The following is a 25594-nucleotide window of genomic DNA, read 5'->3' as shown; positions in this document are numbered from 1 at the left end:
CCGTGCGGATCGTCTTCGCAGGCACGCCCGAACCGGCGCTGCCCGCCCTCCAGCGACTCATCGAATCGCCACGTCACGACGTGGTGGCGGTTCTCACCCGCCCGGACGCCGCGGCGGGGCGACGCGGCAAGCCCGCGCCGTCGCCCGTCGCCGCGCTGGCGCTCGACCGCGGGATCCCGGTGCTGCGCCCGGAGAAGCCCAACGGACCCGACTTCGTCGCCGAGTTGGCCGAACTCGCCCCCGAGTGCTGCGCCGTCGTGGCCTACGGCGCCCTGCTGCGCGAGGGCCTGCTCGCGGTGCCGCCGCGGGGCTGGATCAACCTGCACTTCTCGCTGCTGCCCGCGTGGCGCGGCGCGGCCCCGGTCCAGGCGGCCATCGCCGCCGGTGATGAGGTCACCGGCGCGACGACCTTCCAGATCGAGCCCAGCCTCGACTCGGGACCGGTGTTCGGCGTGGTCACCGAGACCATCCGGGCAGACGACACGGCGGGCGAACTCCTGCACCGTCTTTCGGTCTCCGGCTCCGGATTGCTGGAGGCGACGCTCGACGGGATCGCCGACGGCAGCCTGTCCGCCGTGCCGCAGCCGACCGAGGGGATCACCGTCGCGCCGAAGGTCACCGTCGAGGAGGCCAGGGTGCGCTGGGACCTTCCCGCCCACGTCGTCGACCGCCGCATCCGCGCCGTCACACCGAATCCCGGCGCCTGGACGATGATCGGGGACCTCCGCGTCAAGCTCGGACCGGTCACGGTCGGCGACGGGGGGGACCTGCCCCCCGGCCGCATCAGGGTGGAGCGCCGTGACGTGCTCGTCGGGACCGCCACGACGCCGGTACGTCTCGGGCAGGTGCAACCACCCGGCAAGAAGCTCATGGCCGCGAGCGATTGGGCCCGCGGCGCCCGCCTCGATGAGAGCACGGTCGCGCAGTGAACCGTCCACCGCCGCGAAAGCCGCAGCGCCGCAAGCCCCTCGATCCGGCCCGCCAGGTCGCGTTCGACGTTCTCCGCGCCGTCACCGAGCGCGACGCGTACGCCAACCTGGCGCTACCCGCGCTGCTCCGCGAGCGCGAGATGTCCGGTCGCGACGCGGCGTTCGCGACCGAACTGACCTACGGCACGTGCCGCTGCCTGGGGTTACTCGACGCGGTGATCGCCGCCGCGGCTGGCCGACCCGTGGAGAACATCGACGACGTCCTGCTGGACCTGCTGCGGCTCGGCGCGTACCAGCTGCTGCGCACCAGGGTGGACGCACACGCCGCGGTGGACACCACCGTCGAGCAGGCCGCCATCGAATTCGACACGGCGCGTGCGGGTTTCGTCAACGGGGTGCTGCGCACCGTATCGCGGCGCGATGAGGCGTCCTGGGTGGCCGAGCTGGCACCGCCCGCCGCCACCGATCCCATCGGCCACATCGCGTTCACGCACGCACACCCGAGGTGGATCGGCCAGGCGTTCGCCGACGCGCTGGGTGCCGCCGCCGGTGAGCTGAGTGCACTGCTGGCCAGTGACGACGAGCGGCCGCTCGTCCACCTCGCCGCGCGGCCCGGTGCGCTGACGGCCGCCGATCTGGCCGCGGCGGTGGACGGCACCGTTGGCCGCTTCTCGCCCTATGCCGTCTACCTGCGCGGTGGCGATCCCGGCGCGCTCGCACCCGTTCGCGACGGCCTGGCCCAGGTGCAGGACGAGGGCAGCCAGCTGGTCGCGCACGCGCTCACCGTGGCGCCGATCGACGGACCCGACGGCGCGTGGCTCGACCTGTGCGCAGGCCCCGGCGGCAAGACGGCGCTGCTGGCCGCGCTGGCGGCGCAGTCCGGCGCTCGCGTCACCGCGGTGGAACCGGCCGCACACCGGGCCGATTTCGTGGAGCGGAACACCCGGGGGCTCGACGTCGAGATCCTGCGCGTCGACGGTCGCGACACCGGCCTGGCGCCCGCGTCGTTCGACCGGGTGCTGGTCGACGCACCCTGCACCGGACTCGGCGCGCTGCGCCGTCGACCGGAGGCCCGGTGGCGCCGTCAGCCCGGCGACGTGCCGACGCTCGCAAAGCTGCAGCGTGAACTGCTCGCGTCGGCGATCGCGTTGACCCGCCCCGGCGGTGTGGTGCTGTACTCGACCTGCTCGCCGCACATCGCCGAGACCGTCGGCGTGGTCGCCGACGCGCTGCGCAGGCATCCCGTGGACGCGATCGACGCCCGCCCGCTGTTCGCCCCGGTGCCAGATCTCGGCGACGGGCCGTACGTTCAACTCTGGCCGCACCGGCACGGCACCGACGCGATGTTCGCGGCGGCCCTGCAAGTACGCTGACCGCCATGGCAGGACCGCTCATCGCCCCGTCCATCCTGGCCGCCGACTTCGCTCGGCTGGCCGACGAGACCGCAGCCGTGGCCGGCGCGGACTGGTTGCACGTCGACGTGATGGACAACCACTTCGTGCCGAACCTCACGCTCGGGCTGCCCGTGGTCGAAAGCCTGCTGAAGGTCACCGACATCCCGATGGACTGCCATCTGATGATCGACGATCCGGCGCGCTGGGCGCCGCCGTACGCCGAGGCGGGGGCCTACAACGTGACGTTCCACGCCGAGGCCGCCGACGATCCCGTCGCCGTCGCCCGCGACATCCGCGCCGCGGGCGCCAAAGCCGGGCTGAGCGTGAAGCCGGGCACTCCGATCGACCCGTACCTGGAGATCCTGCGCGAGTTCGACACCCTGCTGGTGATGTCGGTGGAGCCCGGCTTCGGCGGCCAGAAGTTCATCCCGGAGGTGCTGGCCAAGGTCGGCATCGTGCGTCGCCTGGTCGACGCCGGTGAGCTGACGATCCTCGTCGAGATCGACGGAGGCATCAACGACGACACCATCGAGGCCGCCGCGGAGGCCGGTGTGGACTGCTTCGTCGCGGGCTCGGCGGTCTACAGCGCCGCCGACCCCGCCGCGGCGGTGGAGGCGTTGCGCCGCAAGGCCGCTGCGGCCTCACCCCATCTCACGGCGGGATGAACGCCGAAGAGGCCATGCGACTGGCCATCGGCCAGGGCGACCAGGTCAAGGGCGGCACGTACCCGAATCCACCGGTCGGTGCGGTGATCCTCGACCGCGACGGTGATATCGCGGGGGTGGGCGGTACACAACCCGTCGGCGGCCCGCACGCCGAGGTCATCGCGCTGCGCCGCGCGGGGGAGCGCGCCAGGGGCGGCACCGCCGTCGTGACGCTGGAGCCGTGCAATCACCACGGCCGGACCCCGCCGTGCGTGGACGCGCTCGTCGCCGCCGGTCTGGCTTCCGTCGTCTACGCGGTCAAGGACCCGAATCCTGTTGCGGCACAGGGTGCGGCGCGCCTCGCAGCGGCCGGTGTCGAGGTGCGGTCCGGAATCCTGGCCGACGAGGTCGCAGGCGGTGCGCTACGCGAGTGGCTGCACAAGCAGCGCACCGGCAAGCCGCACGTCACCTGGAAGTTCGCCACCAGTGTCGACGGTCGCAGCGCCGCCGCCGACGGCAGCAGCCAGTGGATCACCAGTGAGGCCGCCCGTGCCGACGTGCATCGCAAGCGGGCCGTCGTCGACGCCATCGTGGTCGGCACGGGCACGGTCTTCATGGACGATCCCGCCCTCACCGCCCGGCTGCCCGACGGCAGCCTCGCCGACCGGCAACCGCTGAGAGTGGTCGTCGGAATGCGCGAAATATCCTCGGATGCAAGGGTTCTCAACGACGATTCGCGCACGATGGTGATCCGCACGCGCGATCCGCTCGAGGTGATCGCGGCGATGTCCGACCGGGTGGACGTGCTCGTCGAAGGAGGGCCCACGCTGGCGGGTGCGTTCCTGCGGGCCGGCGTCGTCGACAGGATCGTCGCCTACGTCGCGCCGATTCTGCTGGGCGGGCCCATCACGGCTGTCGACGACGTCGGCGTGCTGAGCATCGCGCACGCGCAGCGCTGGCGCTTCGACGGAATGGACCGCATCGGACCGGACGTTCGACTGAGTCTGGTGCCGAACGACAACCGGTGAGCCGTCTCCGGTGAGACGTGGAATACCCTTGGCCGCCAATGTGACTGGCATCACCGCCACATGGGCTCCAAGGCCCGCTGTTCAACGACTCGTTACCCGTTCGAGACCGGCGACGGGCTATTCGGACCGGGGGCGGACCGGCGGTCCCGGTAAAATCGAGGCAGACAGCGGGCCGACCCGGTTCGCTGCCAATCGAGAAGGACGAAGAGCGTGACTGCACTGCAGGACTGGCTCAGCTTTCGCCCCGTCGATCAGAACGCCATTCTGGAGATGGTGTGCCGTCCGCTCCGCGCGGTGCTGAGCACCCCGGATTCCACGGTGAGCACGGAGTTCAGGGTCATGGGCCCTGGAATCGAACGCTGCTGAGCTCCAACTAGCGCAACGCGCCGACCGCTTCGACATCGACGTCGGGGTCGTCGGCGTGTTCGTTGCGGCCGGCGATCAGCAATCCGAGTACGGCGCCGACCACACACACCAGCGCAGTGGCCATCAGGATGTCGCCGAACTGCATGACGTAGGCGGCCTTATAGCGGCAGGCCACCGCGGAAAGCGGGTTCATCCCTTCGCATTCCGGCGGGGTGCCCATCGTCTGCAGGTACTGGTTCAGCCGGTAGAGACCCCACGCGCTCAGTGCCGCGATACCGATCAGCATGCCGATCATGCGCGCGACGACGACCGCGGCGGACGCGATGCCGTGCTGAGCGGCGGGCACGACCCGCAACGTCGCCGACGTCAGCGGGCCGATCACCAGACCCAGCCCGATACCGGTGATCGAGAGATCGGTCGGCAAGGTGGGCAGCGCAACGACACCCAGGTCGTGCGAATCCGACAGCAGCGTGATCTGCCAGTGCGAGATCAGCCAGAAGCCGACCGCCGCGATGAGCAAGCCGACGAACGCGACGGTACGGTCGCCGATGCGGCTGGCGATCCAGCCGCCGAGCACCGCGCCGATGGGCAGTGCGCCCAGGAACCACACCAGCTTGATCGCGGTGGGGATCTGGTCCAAGCCGAGAACGCCCTGGCCGAACAGTTCGACGTTCACGAGCGTGACCATCAGGGCGGCACCCGCGCACAGCGATGCGCCCAACGCGGCGAGGAACGGGCGGAATCTGACCCCCGCCGGTTCGATGAGCCGCGTCTTCGCGAACTTCTCCCACACGAAGAACGCGACGATGACCACCGCGGCGCCGATCAACAGCGGCGCCCCCCACGGGGGCAGGATCTGCTTACCGTCCGGATTGTTGTTGTAGAGGCCGACGACGGCCAGGCCGAGCGCGACGGCGAGCAGGAGTCCGCCGACGACGTCGACCTTCTCGGGGTCGTCGCTGTGCTGTCGCGCCGGCAGGCTGAAGTGCACCATCACCATCGCGATGACCGCGAGCGGCACGTTGACCCAGAACACCGCCTCCCAGTGGCCGAAGAGCACCACCATCGCGATGCCGTACAGCGGGCCGAGCACGCTGCCGAGCTCCTGTGCGGCGCCGACACCGCCGAGCACCGCGGCGCGGCGCTGGGCCGCCCAGAGGTCGGCGGCGAGCGCGAGCGTCACCGGCAGCAGCGCACCGCTGGCGGTGCCCTGGACGACCCGGCCGATGACCAGCACCGTGAGGGGATCGAGACCGAGGACGTCGGAGACCTCGGCCGACAACGCCGTGATCACCGAGCCGACGGCGAAGCCGGCCAGGCTCACCTGCAGCAGCAGCTTGCGGCCGAACCGATCCGAGGCCCGGCCGAGCAGTGGCATCGCGGCGATGTAGCCGAGCAGGTAGCCCGTGATGATGGGCGTGACCTGCTGGATCTTGTTGATGGCGATGCCGACATCGGTCATGATGTCGCGGATGATCGTCACCACGACGTAGGTGTCGAGAGCGCCGAGCATGACCGCGAGGCTGCCGGCGCTGATGGCGATGACCCGGTTGGTGGCCGCCGGCTTGCCGGCGGTGTGGGCCCCCGCCATCACACCGCGGGCTTGGTGACGGTGACGGGCTCGTCCCACTTGGACAGCGTCATCTGCACGCTGTTGCCCTCACTGATGTCGAGCTGCGCCTGCACCAGCGCGTGGTCGCCGTCGGTCTTGACCCACGCGGTGCCGGGCACCGGGGCCGTGGCCTTGATGTCGGGAGCGATCTTGTTGACCGCGTCGGCGCTCACCGTGCCGGTGACCTTGACCGTTTCGACGCCGTTGATCTCCTCGACGCTGTCGTTCTTGGGATCCGTCATGTTGGCCAGGATGTTGGCCAGGCCCTTCTCCGGGTTCAGGATCGCCGACACGTCGTAGATGTCGGAGGCGGGCCCGAAGTCGGTCCAGCTGCCGGGTGTCAACGCGCCGTAGAGGACGCCGTCGGCGACGACGAACTCGACGTCCTCGACCTTCTGGCCGAGGAAGATGATGGTCGCCTTGCCCTGGGCGGCGACGGCGGGCTCGTTGGCCAGATCGCCGGAGAGGGACTCGATCGGGAGTCCCTCGATCGTCCCGGTGACGGCGAGTTCGAGGTGCACGCTCTTGAGCGCCGCAGTCGACTTCTGGGAATCCGACAGCAGCGTGGCGGGCTCGGGGAGGTCTGCCGTGGACGTGCTCGACGACGAGCATCCTGCGAACAGGAGCACGGTGGCGAGGAGAGCGGAGAAGAGGACAGCGAAGCGGGGGCGCATCTGCATGACTGCATCGTAGAGGGTGGGGGTGAGTGCACCCGTTGCCCAGGGGCGCGCCTCCCATAACCTTGACGTCATGTTCACCGGCATCGTCGAGGAGTTGGGTGAGGTCGTCGGCAAGGAGGACCTCACCGACGCCGCTCGATTCGTCATCCGCGGCCCGCTCGTCACCACCGATGCGGGACACGGCGATTCCATCGCCGTCAACGGCGTGTGTCTGACCGTCGTCGAGGTGCTTCCGGAGGGGTCGTTCACCGCGGACGTCATGCAGGAGACGTTGAACCGGTCGAGCCTCGCCGCGGTCGACGTCGGAAGTCGCGTCAACCTCGAGCGCGCCGCCGCGGTCAACAGCAGGCTCGGCGGCCACATCGTGCAGGGCCACGTCGACGGCACCGGCCACGTCGTCTCCCGCTCACCGTCCGAGCACTGGGAGGTGGTGCGCATCGCGCTGCCCGCGGAGCTCTCGCGCTACGTGGTCGAGAAGGGCTCCATCACCGTCGACGGCGTCTCGCTGACGGTGTCGGGCCTGGGCTCCGACTGGTTCGAGGTCTCGCTCATCCCCACCACGCTGGGGCTGACGACGCTCGGCCGGGCGACGGTGGGCACGCCGGTGAACCTCGAGGTCGACGTCATCGCGAAATACGTCGAGCGGTTGATGTCCCAGAGAGATGGCTTGAGCAGCTAAAACAACCTCAATTGCGTGTCCCGAACGGTAGAACAGCGGTGCAGGTCTAACATATTGGCATGACCGCCGCCGTCCCCGTCGTGGATCTCGCCGCCCTGTTGCCGTCCTGGAAGCTGGCACTTCAAGCCGACCGCAAGTCCCGGCAGACCGTGGACGCCTACACCACGGGTGTGCGCCTGTTCCTGGAGTGGTGCGACGAGCACGGACACGCGCCCGTGCTGGACCGCTCGACGGTGCGCACGTGGATCACGGACCTGTTGAACGGGGGAGCGGCCCCGGCCACCGCCCGGACCCGGCAGATGGCACTCAAGAGGTATTCAGCGTGGCTGCTGGAGGAGGACGAGATCGAGGCTGATCTCATCCGCGACGTCAGTCCCCCCAAGCTCGACGTCAAGGTCGTCGAGGGTCTGACGGACGAGCAGTGCGCCGCACTGGTGAAGGCGTGCCAGGGCAAGGAGTTCATCGACCGCCGCGACGAGGCAGTGGCGCGTCTGCTCATCGAGACCGGGATGCGGGCCGGAGAGGTTCTGGGTCTGGCCGTCGCCGACGTGGACGTGCAACGCGGACTCGCCGTCGTCCGCCGGGGCAAGGGCGGCAAGGGCCGCGTGGTCCCGTTCGGCCCCCAGGTGGCCCGCAGCATCGACCGCTACCTCCGGACGCGGCGTACTCACCGGCTGGCGCACACCGAGACACTCTGGCTCGGCGGAGGAGGTCAGCAGTTCCGGTACCACGGGCTGGACCGCGCCATGAAGGCCCGCGCCGACGCCGCCGGTATCTACGGGTTTCACCTGCACCTGCTGCGCAACACCGCCGCCACCCGCTGGCTGGCCGCTGGCGGGTCGGAGAACGGTCTGATGGCCGTGGCCGGGTGGTCGAGTCGCGAGATGCTCGACCGTTACACCCGTGCCAGCGCATCCGATCGCGCTGCCGCCGAGGCCCGTGGGCTGAACCTCGGCGATCTCGGCGTGTAGTCACACACCCGACACGCCGACGGGACGACGCGCCGAATCGGGAGTCCACCTGCGGAATCACACTGGTGTGATCTTGCTCGCGTCGGTAGTGTCATCACCGCGATAGCCGTTCGACACCCGATGTGTTGAGCGGGGACGCACGACCCGAGCAGGTAACAGGCGACCCCCGACGGCACCGCCGATGACGCCCAGAGGTCGGTAGCTGGGGCTGATCGTCAAGGCCAACCAGGAACGTGGAGCGCGTAGCGCGCTGCGCACGGCATCGCACACGGCATGACGCCGGGTGCTGTGTCCCTGGAGGCCACCACCATGCCCGACCACCCCGCCACGACGTGGCAGCAGGAGCGCGCCCGGATCGCGGGTTTCTCATCCCGCCCCAACCGTCCGCCCGACGACCCCGAACTCGTCGAGGCACGCCGCAACATGCGCGCACTCAAGCTGGAGGACGACGTCCGCAAGGTGCTGGCCGGTGAGCCTGCGCTGAGTCCGGAGCAGTGCCAGCGCATCGCCGACGTGCTGACCGCCGGAGGTGCCCGGTGACTCAGCTGACCCCCGCCGAGCGCACCATGCGTGCACGCCTCGGAGCACACACGTCGTGGGCGAACACCACCGACCGCAGCGCACGTACCGCAGCAGCCCGTGAGGCCGCGCTGCGCCGCTTCGAGACCCAGGTGGACCCCGAGGGCCTGCTGTCCCCCGAGGAGCGTCACAGGCTCGCCGAGCACGCCCGCAAGGCGCACATGCTCAAGCTCTCGATGGCTGCAGCGAAGGCCCGCCGTCGTCGTGCCGGAGGTGTCGCATGACGCCGCTGACGCAGACCGATCGGGACCGCCTCGACGACGTCGGACTGGTTGTCCTCGACGCCGACATCGGGACCGGCGACGGTGCCCAGCACGACGAGGAGAACACGCCATCGTGACCGAAAACGAAAGCCGCCCCGGCAGTGTGGACACCGCCGAGGCGACTGATAAGCCCGCTTCAAGGACTGACGACCACGATACCCCCGCAGGGTATGCGCCGACCAGGGCGGAGGTGACCCGTGGCTGACGTCGAACAGAATCTTCTGGCGTTGATGACGACGCCCGAGGGCATGGCCACGGTGGACGAATACTCGTTGAGTGCCAACGTCTTCGAGGATGATCGGCACCGCATCGTATTCGAGTTCATGCGGAACTACTGGCGCACCTCGACCAAGGTGCCCACCCTGTTCATGATCGAACGGGAGTACCCCTCGATTCCGATCACGCCGGTTCCCGAGGTCGAGGAGACCGCCGGGTGGTACTGCGAGCACCTCAACCGCCGGTACCAGGTCAACCGGGGTCAGGACATCATCCGACGCGCAGCGGTGGCCCTCGGCGAGGAGCAGTCCAAGGTCGGGGGTGACCCGTTCAAGGCCCTGACGGCGATGCGCGACGACCTGACCGTCACGCTGGAGAACAGCCGTGTCGTCGACCGTTACGCCGAGGAGTTCCTCGACGCCGACCAGCTCGACGACGTCACCACGCCGCCGTCACTGATCGCCGGGGTGCTGCCGCGAGACGTGTACGGCATCCTGCGCGGGCGTGACGCCTCGTTCAAATCCTTTGTGGCCCTTGACTGGTCGCTGTGCCTGGCCACCGGCACACCGTGGCAGGACAGGCCCGCCGAGCCGGTCAAGGTGCTGTATGTGGCCGGTGAGGGTGCCTACGGACTGGCCGAGCGCAAGCGGTCCTGGGAGTCGGCGCACGGCGTCAAGGCCGACGCGGACCGGTTCGTCGTCCGCCGTTCCGCCGTCAACCTGTTCCGGGGCGGACCCGACTTCGACCACCTCCTGACCTACGTCGAGGAGTACGGGTTCGGACTGGTGGTCCTGGACACCCTGCGCCGGATGTCGGGCGGTGCCAACGGCAACAGCAGCGACATGGGTGTGGTCGTCGACAACATCGACCGCCTCAAGCGCGCCACCGCCGACGGGTCGGTCCTGACGGTGTCGCACACCGACAAAGGCGACAACGACTCCCGGGGATTCAGCGGCATCGAGGACGACGCCGACGTGGTGTGGTCGGTCAAGCGACCGGAACACACCAACGAGGTCGTGTTGACGTGCTCCAAGATGAAGGACGGACCCGACGGGCACCACTTCGATCTGGCCATGCGCGCCGAGGGCGACTCGCTGGTGGTGTCCGAGGCCGGAGCGGTGGCCGGGGTGCTGTCGAAGGACCGCGAGACGGATCAGATCATCGTCGCCGTGATGCGGGACGTGTTCGCCGTGGACGGGGCGACGGTCAAGGATCTCATCGAGATGACCGGCCTGTCACAGGCCTCGATCTACCGCTCCCGCGCAAGGCTTCTGGAGTCGGGTGTGCTGATCTCCAACCGGGCGCACAGGCTGTTTCTCACGGCGACGGCGGAGGCTGATCATGGCTGACCTCGGTCGTGAGAATCCCCAGGTCGCGAGGGTGATAATCCGAGGCCGATTATCACGTGATTATCACCGTGATTCTCAACCCCTGATCACCCCTGATAACGCTCTGATCTGCCGATTCTCACGATTATCAGCCCGTTCTCACCCTGATTCTCACGATTATCACCGAACCGGGGTGTCTATAGAAGACACCCGGTGAGAAAGAGAACGGAATGAGAACGAGAAACGAGGGCAACGAGGCCTTCGCAACCACTTCGAAAGGATGCCGATGAACACCCGAATCCTGCTCGCCGACGGGTGGCACGACGTCACCGCTCTCACGTGGCCCACGTTCCGAGGTGCACCCGGATACGCCGCCCAGCGGCTCGACTCCGCCCGCTGGCTGATCGGTCCGGTCTCGGCACTGCTGGCCGTCGAGTCCGACGACGAGATCCTCGACGCCGTGCTGACCGTGCTGCCGACCGCTGCACGCCTCGACGGGGAGACGCTGCCCGACGTGCTGGCGCGGCTCGTCGAGGACGTCGCACCCGATTCTGCGGAGGCCGCGTCGTGAGTTGGCTTGCCGCACTGACCCTGTTCGCCACCGCCGCCACGATGCGGCTGACCGTGAGGAGTACCGAAAGATGATCGACGACGCTGACACCCGCGAGTTCGTGCACCACCTGTTCGGCGACGACGCCGATGCGCCACCGGTTCCGCGTGACGTGACGTCCACGCCGATCCCGCTGACCCGTGAACGGCTCAAGCGTGAGAGTGCACTGGTCGGCACCGTGGGCCGCTACACGACGGGCGGGGAACTCGTCGAGATGTGGGACGACGACGCACCCCTGTACGCCGCGCCGATCGAGTCCCACGACACCCTGATCGGTCCGTTCGTCTACTTCGATTCCCAGATCCGCGCACTGGGGATCACCGCCGACGAACTGGCCCGCGACTTCCCCGGCATCCACACGATGCCCGACCCCCGATAGAGGAGAACGACAAGATGACCGACGACAACACGACTCCCGACGCCGAGTCCACCGACGTGACAACCGAACCCGGCACACCCGTAGACGGCCCTGACGGCCCCGTGGAGGCACCGGAGGCCGACGAGAGCCTCGACGGTGCCGAGGAGCAGGACGGCGGCAACCGTGAGGCAGCCAAGTACCGCCGCCGACTGCGGGACGCCGAGGCCGAACGCGACACCCTGCGCACCCGGCTGGAGACCCTGCAGCGCACCGAGGCCGAACGTCTGGCCGGTCGGCACCTCGCCAAGGGTGCCGCGCTGTGGGTCGGCGGAACCGAGCTGGCCGAGCTGCTCGACGCCAACGGCGACGTGGACCCGGCCAAGGTCACCGAACGCGCACAGCACGTCCGCGACGAGTACGGCGTCGAGCAGCCCCGCAAAGGCCCGTACGTGGCGCGTGAGGGGGAGAACCCGTCGCCGCGTCACACGGGCGGGATGCTCGACGTCGTCATGGGACGCCGCCCGTAGCAGGTGATATGCTGAGTTCAGACGACTGAACCGAGGTCGGGTACCCGGTCCGCCGTCACGTTCCGCCCCAGGAGGGCACCGAGGTCGCGCCAGTGGCGCACACCTCCAGTCAAATACGTTCTCCTGGAGGAGTTTTCACGTGGCTACACAGACCACACCAACCAGCCCCGCCGCATGGCGGCCCGACGTCACCGCATACGTTCCCGGTGACGTCATCCCCGACGCCCTGATCCTGACCCACGCGATCGTCGCCGGGTCCATCGAGGGCGACGAACCCAGCGTTCGCGTGCCGTTCGTGGCCGACGACGGCACCGTGGGAATCGTCGCCGAAGGCGCGGCCATCCCCGACGCCGGTCAGGACTTCGACGAGGTCGTCATCCAGACCGACAAGGTCGCCACCCTCGGCAAGTACTCGTACGAGACCCTGCAGCAGCCCAACGCCGCCAAGCTGGTGACCGACAGCCTGCAGCGATCCATCGTGCGCAAGGCCAACGCGCTGTTCCTCGGCAGTGCCTCGAACCCGACGGGTCTGCTCAACGTCTCGGGTGTCGTCAACGCGGGCACCGTGACCGCCGACCTCGACCCGATGGTGGACGCCATCGCGGCCATCGAGGACGCGGGCGGCACCGCCACCAACATCGTGGCCAGCCCCTCGGCGTGGGCCGAGGTGTCCAAGCTCAAGACCGGCACCGACTCCAACGTCTCCATCGTGGGAGCCGGTACCGCAGCGGGCACCCGTGCGCTGCTGTCGCTGCCGGTGACCGTCACCCCCGACATGCCCGACGGCGGACTGCTCGTCGTCGACCGCAACAGCATCGTGGCCGCAGTCGGCAACGTCCGGGTGGCCCGGTCCGAGGAGGCGTTCTTCGTCAACGACGTCGTGGCCATCCGCGTCACGTTCCGCCTCGGCTGGGGTGTCATGCATCCGGGTCGCCTGGCCAAGCTGACCGCACCGACACCCGGAAGCTAAGGCGCGCAGACGTGCCCGCCGTCGTCATCACCCCGGAGGACCTGACCCCATTCGCCGACATCCCCGAGGACAAGGCGTACGCCATGATCGCCGACGCCCTGGCGATGGCGCGGCTGGTGGCCCCGTGCATCGACTCCGCCGAGTTCGGGCACGACGCCGCAGCCAAGGCCGTGATCCGTGGCGCGGTCCTGCGCTGGCACGACTCGGGTACGGGTGCCTCGGCACAGCTGACCGCACTCGGGTTCAGCCAGACCTACGACACCCGGCAGACACGCCGAGTCCTGTTCTGGCCGAGTGAGATTCAGCAGCTGCAGCAGATGTGCAACGAGGACTCCGAGCGCAGCGCGTGGGCGTACGACATGCTCGGCGCACCCGTGCGCAACCACATCACGGCGTGCAGTTTCAACGTCAGTGCCGACCGCTGCTCCTGCGGTGTGGTGCTGGTGTGAGTGTGCCCGGTGAGGCTTCGTGGTTCGTTCCTCATCGGGTGATGCGGCTGCAGCGTCAGACCCGTGGGACGGTCTCGACGCGCGCGCATCGGGTGACCCGGTCCGGATCTTCTTCCGGCCCGGACCGGGTCAATACCCGAACCTCGGACCCCTGGGGCGGGTCCCCTCACCCCGGCCCGCCGGAGCCACGGCCTCCATAGGCCCTACCAGCCACCGTGCTAGCGCAACAGATTCCGAGAGGACACCCGATCATGACCGACACAGCAGGGCAACGCCTGCGCGACCAGCTCGACGAGGCACTCGAACGCACCGGGCGGGAACGCAACGTCAGCCTCCAGTGGGACGAACGCGAGCTGGCCCACCTCGACGCCGCGCAAGCGGCTGCCGACACCGCCGAACTGCTCGCCGTTCGTCTCGACGACCCGGAGCTGGACCCCGCCCTCGTCGTGCGCCTCGGTGCCGAACGTCGGCTGCAACTCAAGGCCGTCGCCGATCATGTGGACCGGCTCTCGATCTGGGCGGAGGTGCCGAAGTCGGCGCGTCACGTCAAGGCAGGACAGGCCCGCTGGGACCACTGGCGCGCCAACACGTCCAAGGAGACCGCGTGACCATCGAGAGACCGGTAGAACGGCAACCAGACGCCGCCGACGTACCGCCCCGCTGCCCGGACTGCGGCACTGAGTTCGTGCGCGGCGCAACGCATCCGTGGGTGTCGAGGTGCCTGTGCGAGTACCGGCACCTCTGACCACCGCGACGGGAGAGGGTCAGTCCTTGAGGCCCGCCATACAGCCGTCATAGGCCTCTGACTGGTCAAGCTGACTGTCGAACATGCCACCCATCCCGGCGACGGACCGACACGCGTAGCTGTTCGAGACTCCACCGTTGACGAGACTCGCAGCGTTGCCAGCGTGGTCGTACCCGTATTGCCACGACTCACTGTGGCCGATACCGCCGGAGAGCAGCGCGGCACCGACGAACAGGACAATCAGGATCGGCACGCAGACGACCGCGACACGACCCCAGGCGGGCAGTCCAGCCCAGGCCCGCTGGAAGTCGCTGGGCATCCAAGAGCTGCTCATTGAGTCCCCTCCTCGACCGTGGCCCCGCACCACGACTGCAGGGCCATGGTGGCACGGGCAACAGGTTGCTGTGCGACAACCGTTGACGAAGTTGCAAAAGGCCTGCAAGGTAGCTGTATGGGGTGGACCACATTCAAGATCGCAGCCTGTTCAGCCGTCGTGCTCAGCGCGGGCGGTTTGCTCGGCGTCCCGGTCGCGCACGCAGATGAACAGAGCTACTTCGACCGGCTGAACGACGAGAACCTCGGCAGGTACATCACCACCGAACAGGCCCTCGACATGGGCAACTGGTACTGCCAGCAGCTCCGCAACGGGCGCAGCCCGCAGGCCGCGTACTCGGATCTACTTGATTACAACCTGCAGCAGGGTCTCCTACCGGGGTACGGCCAAGTCGGGACGCTCTACGGTGCCGCAGTGAACCAGCTATGCCGGGACCAGAAATACCGTCTCAACGGCGAGGACGACGCCACTTATCTGCCCGTGGGGCAGCGGTAGTCGCCGTCGAACCGCAGAACAGATACAGCAAGCGGTGCCCTAACCACCCGGCGATCGAGGTGCGGGACGGGTGGTTACACGCCCGACGGCAGACGTGTGACCGGTCGAACATAACTCACCGAGTTCGGACTGTTCTGACCAGTGCAAGCCCCTGACCAGCACAGCGGTGGGTCGCCTCTAATCGCGAAGTACGTCGAGCGGTTGCTGGCCGATCGAGCACCGTGACGGGCGTCACCCGACCGACCCCCTGGTCGGCGGGGGCAATAACCCGCGCGTGTCGGTGGTTCATACTGAAGGCGATTGGTTGAGCTCCCCGGTCGGGGTCGGCAAGTAGGTGGCGATAGATGACGAGGTTGGATTCCGTCGAGCGGGCGGTAGCCGACATTGCGGCGGGTAAGGCCGTTGTCGTCATCGACGACGAGGACCGCGAGAACGAGGGCGACCTGATCTTCGCCGCCGAGAAGGCGACGCCGGAGCTCGTCGCGTTCATGGTCCGCTACACCTCCGGCTACCTCTGCGTGCCGCTGTCCGGCGAGGTCTGCGACCGGCTCGGCCTGCTACCGATGTACGCGGTCAACCAGGACAAGCACCAGACCGCCTACACCGTCACCGTCGACGCGAAAAAAGGTGTGGGAACCGGTATCTCCGCCATGGACCGGGCAACCACCATGCGACTGCTCGCCGACCCGGAAGCCGTCGCCGACGACTTCACCCGCCCCGGCCACGTGGTGCCGTTGCGCGCCAAGGACGGCGGCGTGCTGCGCAGGCCGGGCCACACCGAGGCGGCCGTCGACCTGGCCAAGCTGGCGGGACTGCAGCCCGCGGGTGCGATCTGCGAGATCGTCAGCCAGAAGGACGAAGGCGCCATGGCGCAGACCGACGAGCTGCGGGTGTTCGCCGACGAGCACGATCTCGCGCTGATCTCGATCGCCGACCTCATCGAATGGCGGCGCAAGCACGAGAAGCACATCGAGAAGATCGCCGAGGCACGCATTCCAACCCGCTACGGCGAGTTCCTGGCCGTGGGCTACACCAGCGTCTACGACGACGTCGAGCACGTCGCGCTGGTCCGCGGCGACATCGTGAATCCCGAGGCGGGACCCGGAGCCGACGGCCACGACGTGCTGGTGCGCGTGCACTCGGAGTGCCTCACCGGCGATGTGTTCGGGTCACGCCGCTGCGACTGCGGCCCGCAGCTCGACGCGGCCATGGCGATGGTCGCGCGCGAGGGCCGCGGCGTCGTGCTCTACATGCGCGGCCACGAGGGCCGCGGCATCGGGCTCCTGCACAAGCTGCAGGCCTACCAGTTGCAGGACGCCGGCGACGACACCGTCGACGCCAACCTGAAGCTGGGCCTTCCCGCCGACGCCCGCGACTACGGAATCGGCGCGCAGATCCTCGTCGACCTGGGCATCAAGTCGATGCGGCTGCTCACCAACAATCCGGCCAAGCGCGTCGGCCTGGACGGCTACGGGCTGCACATCATCGAGCGGGTTCCGCTGCCGGTGCGCGCCAACGCCGACAACATCCGGTACTTGATGACCAAACGCGATCGGATGGGCCACGACCTCAGCGGTCTCGACGACTACGACGAGTCGGTGCGGATGAGCGGGTACGACGAGGCCGTCTACCTGCTGGGGCACCGGCTGCCGCCGACCGCCGACGACGCCGGCGAACACCAGTGAGCGGGGGCGCGGGCATCCCGGACATGCCCGAACTCGATGCGGCCGACGTGAAGCTGGCGATCGTCGCGAGCACGTGGCACGCCACCATCTGCGACGCGCTGCTCGAGGGAGCGCTGCGGACGGCCGCCGACGGCAAGGTCACCGATCCGACCATCGCGCGGGTCCTGGGTGCGATCGAGATCCCGGTGGTGGCACAGGAACTCGCGCGAACGCACGACGCCGTCGTCGCGCTCGGCGTGGTGATCCGGGGCCAGACGCCGCACTTCGACTACGTGTGCGATGCGGTCACCCAGGGGTTGACCAGGGTGTCTCTCGACGAGCGCACCCCGGTCGCCAACGGAGTCCTGACGACGAACGACGAGAAGCAGGCACTCGACCGGGCGGGTCTGCCCGGGTCGGCCGAAGACAAGGGCGCGCAGGCCGCGGCGGCCGCGCTGTCGACCGCTCTGCTGCTGCGCGGGTTGCGCTCGTGAGCGAGTGGGACCTGGTGGTGAAACCACATCTCACGCCCTATTTCGCTTATGCCGCAGCGATTGTGATCGCGACGGCCCACATCGCCGTCGGCTTCCTCTTGAAGGTCGGCACGAGCGGCGTCATCTTCCGGACCGCCGACCAGGTGGCGATCGCCCTGCTGGGTGTCGTCATCGCCTGCATCGTGCTGCTGTTCGCCCGGCCGCGGTTGCGGGTCGGCGCCGACGGAGTCGCCGTGCGGAACCTGTTGACCTACCGGCTGATTCCGTGGTCGGAGGTCGAGGGCATCTCGTTTCACCGCGGTGCCCGGTGGGCCAGGCTCGACCTGCCGGACGACGAGTACGTGCCGGTCATGGCGATTCAGGCCATCGACAAGGGGCGTGCCGTCGACGCGATGGACCGGGTGCGCGCCCTGGTGCACCGCTATCGCCCCGACGTCAGCTCAACGCCAGCGCCATGACGACCTCGGTCGTCTGAGCCGAGTCGCTCGTCGGCACGATGCGGAACCCGAGCCCCTCGTACACACCCATCGCCGCGTGGTTGGTCGCGTGGACGCGCAGCGTCACCGTGCCGACCCCCTCCGCGCGCGCCCACTCGACCGCCGTCGACACCAGCGCGCGGCCGAGACCGTTGCGCCGCGCTCCCGGTTCCAACCACAGCGAGTACAGGTAGACCGACGCGGTGGTCTCGCGCTGCGCGCCGATCAATCCCACGGGGCGGTCGTTCACGATCGCCGCGAACTGTGCGTGCACGCGCAGTCTGCGGCGCCACTGCGCGGCGGTGAACGTCGACTCGTCGCGATGTTGGGGATCGCCCTCGCCGAGGGTGTCCGCGAGCGCCTGCAGGCGCAGCGCGGCGAACGCCCGCCAGTCCGCCTCGGCGAGGCGCGTGACGGCGAACGGACGCTCTGCGTCGATGCGATAGAATGCGCTGATAGTGAGTGATTTTCGCATGTCGACGACCACCCTGGACGTTGTATCGGTGCCACATCTCGTCGCACATCCCGGTACCAGTCCCTCCGTCACCGTTCCCATGGTCGGCGCCGCCGCGCCCGACGTCGATGACGTGTGGGGTCACCTCGCTGAACCCGCCGACTTCTTCGGGTTGGTCATCCCACCCGTCGCGGTGCTGGCCGATGCGCTGCGGGCGGTGGTCCCCGCACCGACCCTGAGCGCGGTGACCGTGACGCTGGTCGCGGGGGAGTCGCGGTTCGTCGTCACGGCCGCGCCGGTGCGGCCGGTCCGGTCCGAGCCCGTCCGCATCGATCGCTGCGACGTCGACGTGCCCCTCACCCTCCCCGAGGATCCGCACTGGCAGCGCATGGCCGCACGCACCACCAGCCGCGCCGACCGCGACCAACTGCGCCGGTGGCTCGCCGCTCGCGGTGTCGCCGACGCGGTCTGCGCGCACGGCCCGTTCGTGCCGTTCCTCGGTGCGCTGATCTACACCCGTGACGGCGACACGCTCGGCGTCGACAACCCGGAGCCCGTCTCGCTGCTGGCTCAACTGCAGCGCAGCGGCGCCATCGACGACGTCCGCCGGGTCACCGTCGGCCCCGCTGACGGCGATACCGTCTGGTGGCTGTCACCGGACTACGAGTTGCATCCGGTGAGCGCCATCGGGGACACCGTTCACCCCATCTCCGGCGACGCCCCGACGTTCGCGAGGCTGCCATGACCGACGTCTTCGACCCGGCGTCGTTCTCGGTGCTGACGATCGACGGCTACGAGTTCGCCGACGGCGTGTTCACCGCGCGGTACACGCTGCGCGGCAGCTCGGGCGACGCGCCGTTCGCCGAGGTCGTCGACTTCACCACGGCGCTCGGCGACCGGCGACCCGATGACCGGTTGCTCGGGCTGCTGGCGTTGACGGCGTCGCTCAGCTACTACAAGGCGGCGGCGCCCCCGCGCATCGAGATCGCCTTTCCGACAGCCGAGTTCGAGCAGCAGTATCTGCGCGAGCTGATCGCCGGAGGTCTCGGCGAGTTCGCCTACCGGAACTCGCTGCCGGACGCCCTGACCCCTCACGTCTCCGGACCCGTCGGCCGGCGGGCGCCGCAGCCGGCCGTTGACGACTGGGACGCCCGCCGCGAACCCCTGGTGCCCGTCGGTGGCGGTAAGGACTCCGTCGTCAGCATCGAAGCGCTCAAGCGCACCGGCATGCGGCCGATGCTGTTCAGCGTCAACGAGTTCGACCCGATCGACCGCTGCATCGAGGTCAGCGGCCTGGACAGCGTGCGGGTCCGACGGACCATCGACCGCAGGCTGATCGAGGCGAACGCGGCGGGCGCGCACAACGGCCACATCCCGGTGACGGCGATCAACAGCGTCATCGGATTGATCGTCGCCGATGGCAACGGCCTAGGGCCCGTGGTCCTGTCGAACGAGCGGTCGTCCAACATCGGAAACGTCGAATGGCTCGGTCGTGACGTGAATCACCAGTGGTCCAAGAGCATTCACTACGAGACCCTGCTCAGGGAGACGCTGCGCGGGCTGGGCTTCAACCCGGACCGCTACTTCTCGCTGCTGCGCCGCCTGTCGGAGTCCGAGATCGCCGATCGGTTCCGCGCCTGCCCCGACTACTTCCGGGTGTTCATCAGCTGCAACCGACCCTTCGCCCTGGACAAGGGCAGGCGGGGTGCCACGTGGTGCGGGCACTGCCCGAAGTGCCTGTTCGTCTGGCTGCTGATGGCGCCGCGCCTGGGCCGTCCGGAGGTCGAGGCGATCTTCGGACGCAACCTGTTCGAAGCGGCGGACAACCTGGCGGGCTTCGCGGACATCGTCGGACTCGGGGTGCACAAGCCGTTCGAATGCGTCGGCGAGTACTACGAGGCCGCCGAATCGCTGCTGTCGGTGCTCGAGGGAGAGTCGGCCGAGCAGTGGCGCGGCCTGCCGCTGGTCGAGGAGTTTCGCACGCGCCGAACCGAATTGGGTGCGGTGGCGGCGGCACCCGACGACTCGGATCCGGCGGACTACGTGCCCGCCGAGTACGCGGCGAGCCTCGACTTCGCCGAACTGCCCGGCTGACGTGATGGCAGCACCGCTTCGCGACCTCGCCGGTCTCGTCGTCGGCGTCTGGGGCGTCGGCAAGGAGGGTTTGTCGATGGCGCGGACCGCCTCCGAGGCGGGGGCCGAGCGCATCGACGCCGTCGACGACGCGGGCAAGGGTCGCATAGCGGTGCCGGATGACATTCCGCGACTGACGGTGTACCGCGGTGCCGAGCACCTCGACCGGTTGCGGAGGTGCGACGTCGTCTTCGTCAGCCCCGGGGTGCCGTGGGCGCATCCGCGGTTCGTCGAGTTGCGCACGGCGGGAATCGTTTCCAGCGCTGCCGACTGGTACATGGCCCGATACGCGGAGTGCACCGTCGGCGTCACCGGCACGAAGGGTAAGAGCACGACGGCGTCGTTTCTCGGTCGGCTGCTCGAGACCGTCGGGGTGGACGTCGTCGTCGCGGGGAACATCGGCACGCCGCTGTCGGACCTGAAGCCGGACCGCGACGTCGTGGTGGTCGCCGAGGTGTCGAGCCAGCAGGCGGCGCTGCTGTCGGCGTCCCCCGTCATCGCCGTGGTCACGAACCTCTACGAGGACCACCTCGACTGGCACGGTGACGTCGCGGCGTACTACCGCGCCAAGGCGAACGTCTTCCGCAACGGCGCACGGACCCTGGTCACCACGCCGGCGACACTCGCCGCGTTCGAACGTGTCGGCGTCACCGACTTTCCAGACGTCGTGCTGGTGGACCCGGACACCGTCGAGAACCCGGAATCTCCCACGCTGATGGGATACGCCCACAACGTGGTCAACGGGGCGCTCGCCATCGCCGCCGCTGAACTGGTGATCGGCAGGCCGGTGACGGCGGCCGAAGCGGAGACGGCCCGACAGGCCTTCGAGGGCCTGCCCGCGCGACTGCAGACGGTGCGGACGACGGGCCGGATCCGATGGGTCGACGACACGCTGGCGACCACGGGGGAGAGCGTGGTGGCGGCGCTGACCGCCATGCGGCCCGACGAGCACGTCGCGGTGATCGTCGGCGGGATGGACCGTCAGCTGAATTACGACCAGGTGGACGACTACCTGTGCGGCGGGCAGCGTCGGGTGACGCTCATCCAGTCGCCGTCGAACGGGGCGGCCATCGGCGCGCGCTTCGCCGCCGAGCACCCCGAGCACGTGCACCGGGTGGACAGTCTGGCGGCCGCGGTGCGGACGGCGGCGGCTCTGCCGGACGTCGATGTCGTGCTGCTCTCGCCCGGCGCGGCGAGCTACGACCTGTTCGCCAACTACGAGGCCAAGGGTGCCGCGTTCCGCTCGTTGATCGACGGCCTCGCGGAATCCGTCGGCGGCGCTGACTAACCTGGACCGCGTGCCCGATCCAGCGACCTACCGACCGGCGCCGGGGTCGATCCCCGTTGAGCCGGGCGTGTACCGGTTCCGGGATCCGCACGGCAGGGTGATCTACGTCGGCAAGGCCAAGAGCCTGCGCAGCCGGCTGAACTCCTACTTCGCCGATCTGGCCAACCTCGCGCCCCGCACGCGGCGCATGGTCATGACGGCGGGCAGCGTCGAGTGGACCGTCGTCACCACCGAGGTCGAGGCGCTGCAACTCGAGTACAACTGGATCAAGGAGTTCGACCCGCGGTTCAACATCCGGTACCGCGACGACAAGTCCTACCCGGTGCTCGCCGTCACACTCAACGAGGAGTACCCGCGGCTCTTCGTCTACCGCGGACCCCGCCGCAAGGGCGTCCGGTACTTCGGGCCCTACTCGCACGCGTGGGCGATTCGCGAGACGCTGGACCTCCTCACCAGGGTGTTCCCGGCGCGCACCTGCTCCGGCGGAGTGTTCAAGCGGCACAACCAGATCGGCAGGCCCTGTCTGCTCGGCTACATCGACAAGTGCTCGGCGCCGTGCGTCGGCAGGGTCAGCGCCGAGGAGCACAGGAGGATCGTGCTCGATTTCTGCGACTTCCTCGCGGGCAAGACCGACCGGTTGGCGCGCGACATGGAACAGCAGATGCTGGCTGCGGCGGAGGAGCTCAACTTCGAGCGAGCGGCCCGGTTGCGCGACGACATCGGCGCGCTGAAGCGAGCGCTGGAGAAGCAGACGGTCGTGTTCGGTGACGGCACCGACGCCGACGTGGTGGCGTTCGCCGACGACGACCTCGAGGCGGCGGTGCAGGTGTTCCACGTCCGGGGCGGACGAGTGCGCGGCCAGCGCGGCTGGGTGGTCGAGAAGTCCGGGGAGTCAGGCGATTCCGGCAAGCAGTTGGTCGAGCAGTTCCTCACGCAGTTCTACGGGGATCAGGCCGAGTTGGGCGGGGCGGCGGACGAGGCCACCAACCCGGTGCCCAAACAGGTGCTGGTGCCGGTGCTGCCCGACAACGCCGAGGAACTGGCGGAATGGCTGTGCGGCCTGCGGGGGTCGCGGGTGCAGCTGCGGGTCGCCGCGCGCGGTGACAAACGGGCACTTGCCGAGACGGTGCAGCGCAACGCTCAGGACGCGCTGGCGCAGCACAAGCTCAAGCGCGCGGGCGACTTCAACGCGAGATCCGAAGCGCTGCAGAGCATCCAGGAGACGCTGGGATTGGCCGACGCTCCGTTGCGGATCGAGTGCATCGACATCAGCCACGTCCAGGGCACCGACGTCGTCGCGTCCCTGGTGGTGTTCGAGGACGGGCTGCCGCGTAAGTCCGACTACCGGCACTACGCGATCCGCGAGGCGGCGGGTGACGGTCGCTCCGACGACGTCGCATCCATCGCCGAGGTGACGCGGCGCCGGTTCCAGCGGCACGTCGCCGACGTGGAGCGGCCGGTCGTCGAGGACGGTAAGGCCAGACGGTTCGCCTATCCGCCAAATCTTTTCGTCGTCGACGGTGGTGCCCCGCAGGTGAACGCCGCGGGCGCGGTGCTCGACGAACTCGGGGTCACCGACGTCGCGGTCATCGGGTTGGCCAAGCGCCTCGAGGAGGTCTGGGTGCCTGCGGAGCCCGATCCGGTGATCTTCCCGCGCAACAGTGAGGGCCTGTACCTGTTGCAGCGCGTCCGCGACGAGGCGCACCGGTTCGCGATCAGCTATCACCGCAGCAAGCGCTCCAAGCGGATGACGGCGTCGGCGCTGGATCAGGTGCCGGGACTCGGCGAACACCGCCGCAAGGCGCTCGTCACGCACTTCGGGTCGGTCGCTCGGCTCAAGAGTGCGAGCGTCGATGAGATCACCGCGGTGCCGGGGATCGGCGTCGCCACGGCCAGAGCCGTGCTGACGGCGCTCGGCGGCACCCCCGAATCGGTCCCGTCGGCCGGTCTCGGCGAGGATGATCAGCAGACGGTCTCCCCGATGACGGACGGCGGGCAATGAGCGAGCACCTGCACGACGAGCACGCGACCGGAGGTATCGAGGTCCTGCTGGTCACCGGGCTGTCGGGTGCTGGGCGGGGGACGGCGGCGAAGGTGCTGGAGGATCTCGGCTGGTACGTCGCGGACAACCTCCCGCCCGAGTTGATCTTCCGCATGGTGGAACTGGGTCTGGCCGCCGGCTCGCGCATCACTCAGCTGGCCGTCGTCATGGACGTCCGCTCGCGGGGGTTCACGGGGGACCTGGACTCGGTGCGGTCGGAGCTCGCCACCCGGCAGATCACGCCGCGGGTGCTGTTTCTCGAGGCGTCCGACGACATCCTGGTGCGCCGGTACGAGCAGAACCGGCGCAGCCATCCGCTGCAGGGCAATCAGACTCTGGCCGAGGGCATTACGGCCGAACGGGCGATGCTCGCTCCGGTGCGGGCGGTGGCCGACCTGGTGATCGACACGTCGAAGCTCTCGGTGCACGAGCTGAGGGCCAGCATCGAGCGGGCGTTCGGTGGCGAGGCGGTGGCGCAGACGAGCGTCACCGTCGAGTCGTTCGGGTTCAAGTACGGGCTGCCGATGGACGCCGACACGGTGATGGACGTCCGCTTCCTGCCCAACCCGCACTGGGTGGATGAACTGCGGCCGCACACCGGCCAGCATCCGGCGGTTCGCGACTACGTGTTGGGGCAACCCGGCGCACGGGACTTCATCGACACCTACCATCGGCTGCTGGAGACCGTCATCGACGGCTACCGCCGGGAGGGAAAGCGCTACATGACCGTCGCCATCGGGTGCACGGGCGGCAAGCACCGCAGCGTCGCGATCGCCGAGGCGCTCGCCGCCGGGCTGCAGGGCGGCGGCGAGCTGACGGTGCGGGTGCTGCATCGGGACCTGGGGCGCGAATGAGCGCACGCATCGTCGCCCTCGGAGGTGGCCACGGGCTGTACGCGACGCTGTCGGCCGCCCGCAGGCTCAGCCCGCACGTGACCGCGGTCGTCACCGTCGCCGACGACGGCGGCTCGTCGGGTCGGCTGCGTAGCGAACTCGACGTCGTGCCGCCCGGCGACCTTCGAATGGCGTTGGCGGCGTTGGCCTCCGACAGCCCGCACGGTCAGCTGTGGGCCACGATCATCCAGCATCGCTTCGGCGGCAGCGGCGCGTTGGCGGGGCACCCGATCGGCAACCTCCTGCTCGCCGGACTCAACGAGGTGCTCGCCGATCCGGTGGCCGCGCTCGACGAACTGGGCCGCATGCTCGGTCTCAAGGGCCGGGTGCTGCCGATGTGTCCGATCGCCCTGCAGATCGAGGCCGACGTGGGGGGACTCGAGTCCGATCCGCGCATGAGCCGCGTGATCAGGGGACAGGTCGCGGTCGCCACCACCGTGGGCAAGGTGCGGCGGGTGCGGCTGCTGCCGGGCAACCCGCCGGCCACCCGGCAGGCGATCGACGCGATCATGACCGCCGACCTGGTGGTACTGGGACCCGGCTCGTGGTTCACCAGCGTCATCCCCCACGTGCTGGTGCCGGACATGGTGGCCGCCCTGCAGGCGACGCAGGCCCGCCGTGCCCTGGTGCTCAACCTGGTCGCCGAGCCGGGGGAGACCGCCGGGTTCTCGGCCGAGCGCCACATCCACGTTCTGGCGCAGCATGCGCCGGGATTCACCGTGCACGACATCGTGGTCGACGCGGCCCGGGTACCGGGCGAACGCGAACGCGACCAACTACGGCATACCGCAGCAATCTTGGATGCTCACGTCGAGTTTGCTGACGTGTCTAGACCTGGTACACCTTTACATGACCCGGCGAGGTTGGCCGCAGCCCTGGAGCGGGTGAGGCTGCGCGGTGGCGCGACGCCGGACGCGCCCCAGCTGCCGACGGTGCCCACACCCGCAGCCCGGTCGGTCGACGAGAGGTGACGT

General features: G+C 69.1%; 31 protein-coding genes. 27 read left to right on the top strand and 4 right to left on the bottom strand.

Going from position 1 to position 25594, the window contains the following annotated elements:
* Positions 1–2 precede the first annotated feature (2 nt).
* From fmt to NM203_RS11400, 5 genes are all read left to right on the top strand, one after another.
* Positions 3–929, top strand: coding sequence for a methionyl-tRNA formyltransferase (fmt, locus tag NM203_RS11420; RefSeq protein WP_255060015.1), 927 nt, complete (start codon positions 3–5; stop codon positions 927–929).
* Positions 926–2302 (top strand): RsmB/NOP family class I SAM-dependent RNA methyltransferase, encoded by a 1377-nt coding sequence (locus tag NM203_RS11415; RefSeq protein ID WP_255060014.1) that lies wholly within the window; start codon positions 926–928, stop codon positions 2300–2302. The genes fmt and NM203_RS11415 overlap by 4 nt, the downstream gene beginning before the upstream one ends.
* A gap of 5 nt (positions 2303–2307) precedes the next feature.
* Positions 2308–2988, top strand: a complete 681-nt coding sequence (gene rpe, locus NM203_RS11410; RefSeq protein ID WP_255060013.1) for a ribulose-phosphate 3-epimerase — start codon at positions 2308–2310, stop codon at positions 2986–2988.
* Entirely contained in the window at positions 2985–3995 is a 1011-nt protein-coding gene (gene ribD / locus NM203_RS11405; RefSeq protein ID WP_255060012.1) for a bifunctional diaminohydroxyphosphoribosylaminopyrimidine deaminase/5-amino-6-(5-phosphoribosylamino)uracil reductase RibD, read from the top strand. The genes rpe and ribD overlap by 4 nt, the downstream gene beginning before the upstream one ends.
* A gap of 210 nt (positions 3996–4205) precedes the next feature.
* On the top strand, positions 4206–4361 hold the full coding sequence (locus tag NM203_RS11400) for a hypothetical protein (protein WP_255060011.1): 156 nt from the start codon (positions 4206–4208) through the stop codon (positions 4359–4361).
* Positions 4362–4368: 7 nt separating this feature from the next.
* Here the strand turns inward: NM203_RS11400 and NM203_RS11395 are convergent, their stop codons facing one another.
* Positions 4369–5952 carry an MFS transporter gene (locus NM203_RS11395; protein ID WP_255060009.1) on the bottom strand — a complete coding sequence of 528 codons (1584 nt, stop codon included), beginning with the start codon at positions 5950–5952 and terminating at the stop codon, positions 4369–4371.
* Complete coding sequence (locus NM203_RS11390) at positions 5952–6647, bottom strand: LppX_LprAFG lipoprotein (protein WP_255060408.1); 696 nt, start codon at positions 6645–6647, stop codon at positions 5952–5954. Before NM203_RS11390 ends, NM203_RS11395 begins: the two co-directional genes overlap by 1 nt.
* A 76-nt stretch (positions 6648–6723) precedes the next feature.
* Here NM203_RS11390 and NM203_RS11385 point away from each other — a divergent pair, with 76 nt between their 5' ends.
* The 12 genes from NM203_RS11385 (at position 6724) to NM203_RS11330 (ending at position 14348) form a co-directional block, all read left to right on the top strand.
* The gene (locus tag NM203_RS11385) at positions 6724–7332 is read left to right on the top strand and encodes a riboflavin synthase (protein WP_255060008.1); all 609 of its coding nucleotides are present in this window, start codon (positions 6724–6726) and stop codon (positions 7330–7332) included.
* Positions 7333–7391: 59 nt separating this feature from the next.
* Positions 7392–8303 carry a tyrosine-type recombinase/integrase gene (locus tag NM203_RS11380; RefSeq protein ID WP_255060006.1) on the top strand — a complete coding sequence of 304 codons (912 nt, stop codon included), beginning with the start codon at positions 7392–7394 and terminating at the stop codon, positions 8301–8303.
* A 273-nt stretch (positions 8304–8576) separates the two neighbouring features.
* Complete coding sequence (locus tag NM203_RS11375; RefSeq protein WP_255060005.1) at positions 8577–8843, top strand: hypothetical protein; 267 nt, start codon at positions 8577–8579, stop codon at positions 8841–8843.
* Positions 8840–9106 (top strand): hypothetical protein, encoded by a 267-nt coding sequence (locus tag NM203_RS11370; protein WP_255060003.1) that lies wholly within the window; start codon positions 8840–8842, stop codon positions 9104–9106. Before NM203_RS11375 ends, NM203_RS11370 begins: the two co-directional genes overlap by 4 nt.
* Before the next feature lie 236 nt (positions 9107–9342).
* Complete coding sequence (locus tag NM203_RS11365; protein WP_255060002.1) at positions 9343–10710, top strand: AAA family ATPase; 1368 nt, start codon at positions 9343–9345, stop codon at positions 10708–10710.
* 265 nt (positions 10711–10975) lie between these two features.
* Positions 10976–11260: a hypothetical protein gene (locus tag NM203_RS11360; protein ID WP_255060000.1), complete on the top strand. Its 285-nt coding sequence runs from the start codon at positions 10976–10978 to the stop codon at positions 11258–11260.
* A gap of 70 nt (positions 11261–11330) precedes the next feature.
* Positions 11331–11678, top strand: a complete 348-nt coding sequence (locus tag NM203_RS11355; protein ID WP_255059998.1) for a hypothetical protein — start codon at positions 11331–11333, stop codon at positions 11676–11678.
* Positions 11679–11692: 14 nt separating this feature from the next.
* A complete protein-coding gene (locus NM203_RS11350; protein ID WP_255059997.1) occupies positions 11693–12184 on the top strand; it encodes a hypothetical protein in 492 nt (163 codons plus the stop codon).
* Between the two features lie 139 nt (positions 12185–12323).
* On the top strand, positions 12324–13154 hold the full coding sequence (locus NM203_RS11345) for a phage major capsid protein (protein WP_255059996.1): 831 nt from the start codon (positions 12324–12326) through the stop codon (positions 13152–13154).
* A gap of 11 nt (positions 13155–13165) precedes the next feature.
* On the top strand, positions 13166–13603 hold the full coding sequence (locus NM203_RS11340; protein ID WP_255059995.1) for a hypothetical protein: 438 nt from the start codon (positions 13166–13168) through the stop codon (positions 13601–13603).
* 251 nt (positions 13604–13854) lie between these two features.
* Positions 13855–14211, top strand: coding sequence for a hypothetical protein (locus tag NM203_RS11335; protein ID WP_255059994.1), 357 nt, complete (start codon positions 13855–13857; stop codon positions 14209–14211).
* A complete protein-coding gene (locus tag NM203_RS11330; RefSeq protein WP_255059992.1) occupies positions 14208–14348 on the top strand; it encodes a hypothetical protein in 141 nt (46 codons plus the stop codon). Before NM203_RS11335 ends, NM203_RS11330 begins: the two co-directional genes overlap by 4 nt.
* 19 nt (positions 14349–14367) lie before the next feature.
* On the opposite strand, the gene NM203_RS11325 is transcribed toward NM203_RS11330, so the two are convergent.
* Positions 14368–14667: a hypothetical protein gene (locus NM203_RS11325; RefSeq protein WP_255059991.1), complete on the bottom strand. Its 300-nt coding sequence runs from the start codon at positions 14665–14667 to the stop codon at positions 14368–14370.
* 132 nt (positions 14668–14799) lie between these two features.
* Between NM203_RS11325 and NM203_RS11320 the strand changes: the two genes are divergently transcribed.
* From NM203_RS11320 to NM203_RS11305, 4 genes are all read left to right on the top strand, one after another.
* Complete coding sequence (locus tag NM203_RS11320) at positions 14800–15177, top strand: DUF732 domain-containing protein (protein ID WP_255059989.1); 378 nt, start codon at positions 14800–14802, stop codon at positions 15175–15177.
* Positions 15178–15521: 344 nt separating this feature from the next.
* Complete coding sequence (locus NM203_RS11315; RefSeq protein WP_255059988.1) at positions 15522–16862, top strand: bifunctional 3,4-dihydroxy-2-butanone-4-phosphate synthase/GTP cyclohydrolase II; 1341 nt, start codon at positions 15522–15524, stop codon at positions 16860–16862.
* Entirely contained in the window at positions 16859–17335 is a 477-nt protein-coding gene (gene ribH / locus NM203_RS11310; RefSeq protein ID WP_255059987.1) for a 6,7-dimethyl-8-ribityllumazine synthase, read from the top strand. Before NM203_RS11315 ends, ribH begins: the two co-directional genes overlap by 4 nt.
* On the top strand, positions 17332–17793 hold the full coding sequence (locus NM203_RS11305) for a PH domain-containing protein (protein WP_255059986.1): 462 nt from the start codon (positions 17332–17334) through the stop codon (positions 17791–17793). The genes ribH and NM203_RS11305 overlap by 4 nt, the downstream gene beginning before the upstream one ends.
* On the opposite strand, the gene NM203_RS11300 is transcribed toward NM203_RS11305, so the two are convergent.
* On the bottom strand, positions 17771–18286 hold the full coding sequence (locus NM203_RS11300; RefSeq protein ID WP_255059985.1) for a GNAT family N-acetyltransferase: 516 nt from the start codon (positions 18284–18286) through the stop codon (positions 17771–17773). The two genes, NM203_RS11305 and NM203_RS11300, sit on opposite strands and share 23 nt — an antisense overlap.
* Between NM203_RS11300 and NM203_RS11295 the strand changes: the two genes are divergently transcribed.
* The 6 genes from NM203_RS11295 to NM203_RS11270 are packed head-to-tail and all read left to right on the top strand — an operon-like array spanning position 18285 to position 25591.
* On the top strand, positions 18285–19010 hold the full coding sequence (locus NM203_RS11295) for a hypothetical protein (protein WP_255059984.1): 726 nt from the start codon (positions 18285–18287) through the stop codon (positions 19008–19010). The two genes, NM203_RS11300 and NM203_RS11295, sit on opposite strands and share 2 nt — an antisense overlap.
* Positions 19007–20359, top strand: a complete 1353-nt coding sequence (locus NM203_RS11290; protein WP_255059983.1) for a MurL-like N-terminal domain-containing — start codon at positions 19007–19009, stop codon at positions 20357–20359. The genes NM203_RS11295 and NM203_RS11290 overlap by 4 nt, the downstream gene beginning before the upstream one ends.
* 4 nt (positions 20360–20363) lie before the next feature.
* Entirely contained in the window at positions 20364–21686 is a 1323-nt protein-coding gene (murD, locus tag NM203_RS11285) for a UDP-N-acetylmuramoyl-L-alanine--D-glutamate ligase (protein ID WP_255059982.1), read from the top strand.
* A 10-nt stretch (positions 21687–21696) separates the two neighbouring features.
* The gene (gene uvrC / locus NM203_RS11280; protein WP_255059981.1) at positions 21697–23688 is read left to right on the top strand and encodes an excinuclease ABC subunit UvrC; all 1992 of its coding nucleotides are present in this window, start codon (positions 21697–21699) and stop codon (positions 23686–23688) included.
* Complete coding sequence (gene rapZ, locus NM203_RS11275) at positions 23685–24581, top strand: RNase adapter RapZ (protein WP_255059980.1); 897 nt, start codon at positions 23685–23687, stop codon at positions 24579–24581. Before uvrC ends, rapZ begins: the two co-directional genes overlap by 4 nt.
* Positions 24578–25591, top strand: a complete 1014-nt coding sequence (locus NM203_RS11270; RefSeq protein ID WP_255059979.1) for a gluconeogenesis factor YvcK family protein — start codon at positions 24578–24580, stop codon at positions 25589–25591. Before rapZ ends, NM203_RS11270 begins: the two co-directional genes overlap by 4 nt.
* The last annotated feature ends 3 nt before the right edge of the window (positions 25592–25594 follow it).

This window comes from Mycolicibacterium arenosum (assembly GCF_024320865.1).
Taxonomy (GTDB): Bacteria; Actinomycetota; Actinomycetes; order Mycobacteriales; family Mycobacteriaceae; genus Mycobacterium; species Mycobacterium arenosum.
The sequence above is the reverse complement of the archived record's forward strand: the minus strand, read 5'-3'. Positions and strand labels throughout refer to the sequence as shown.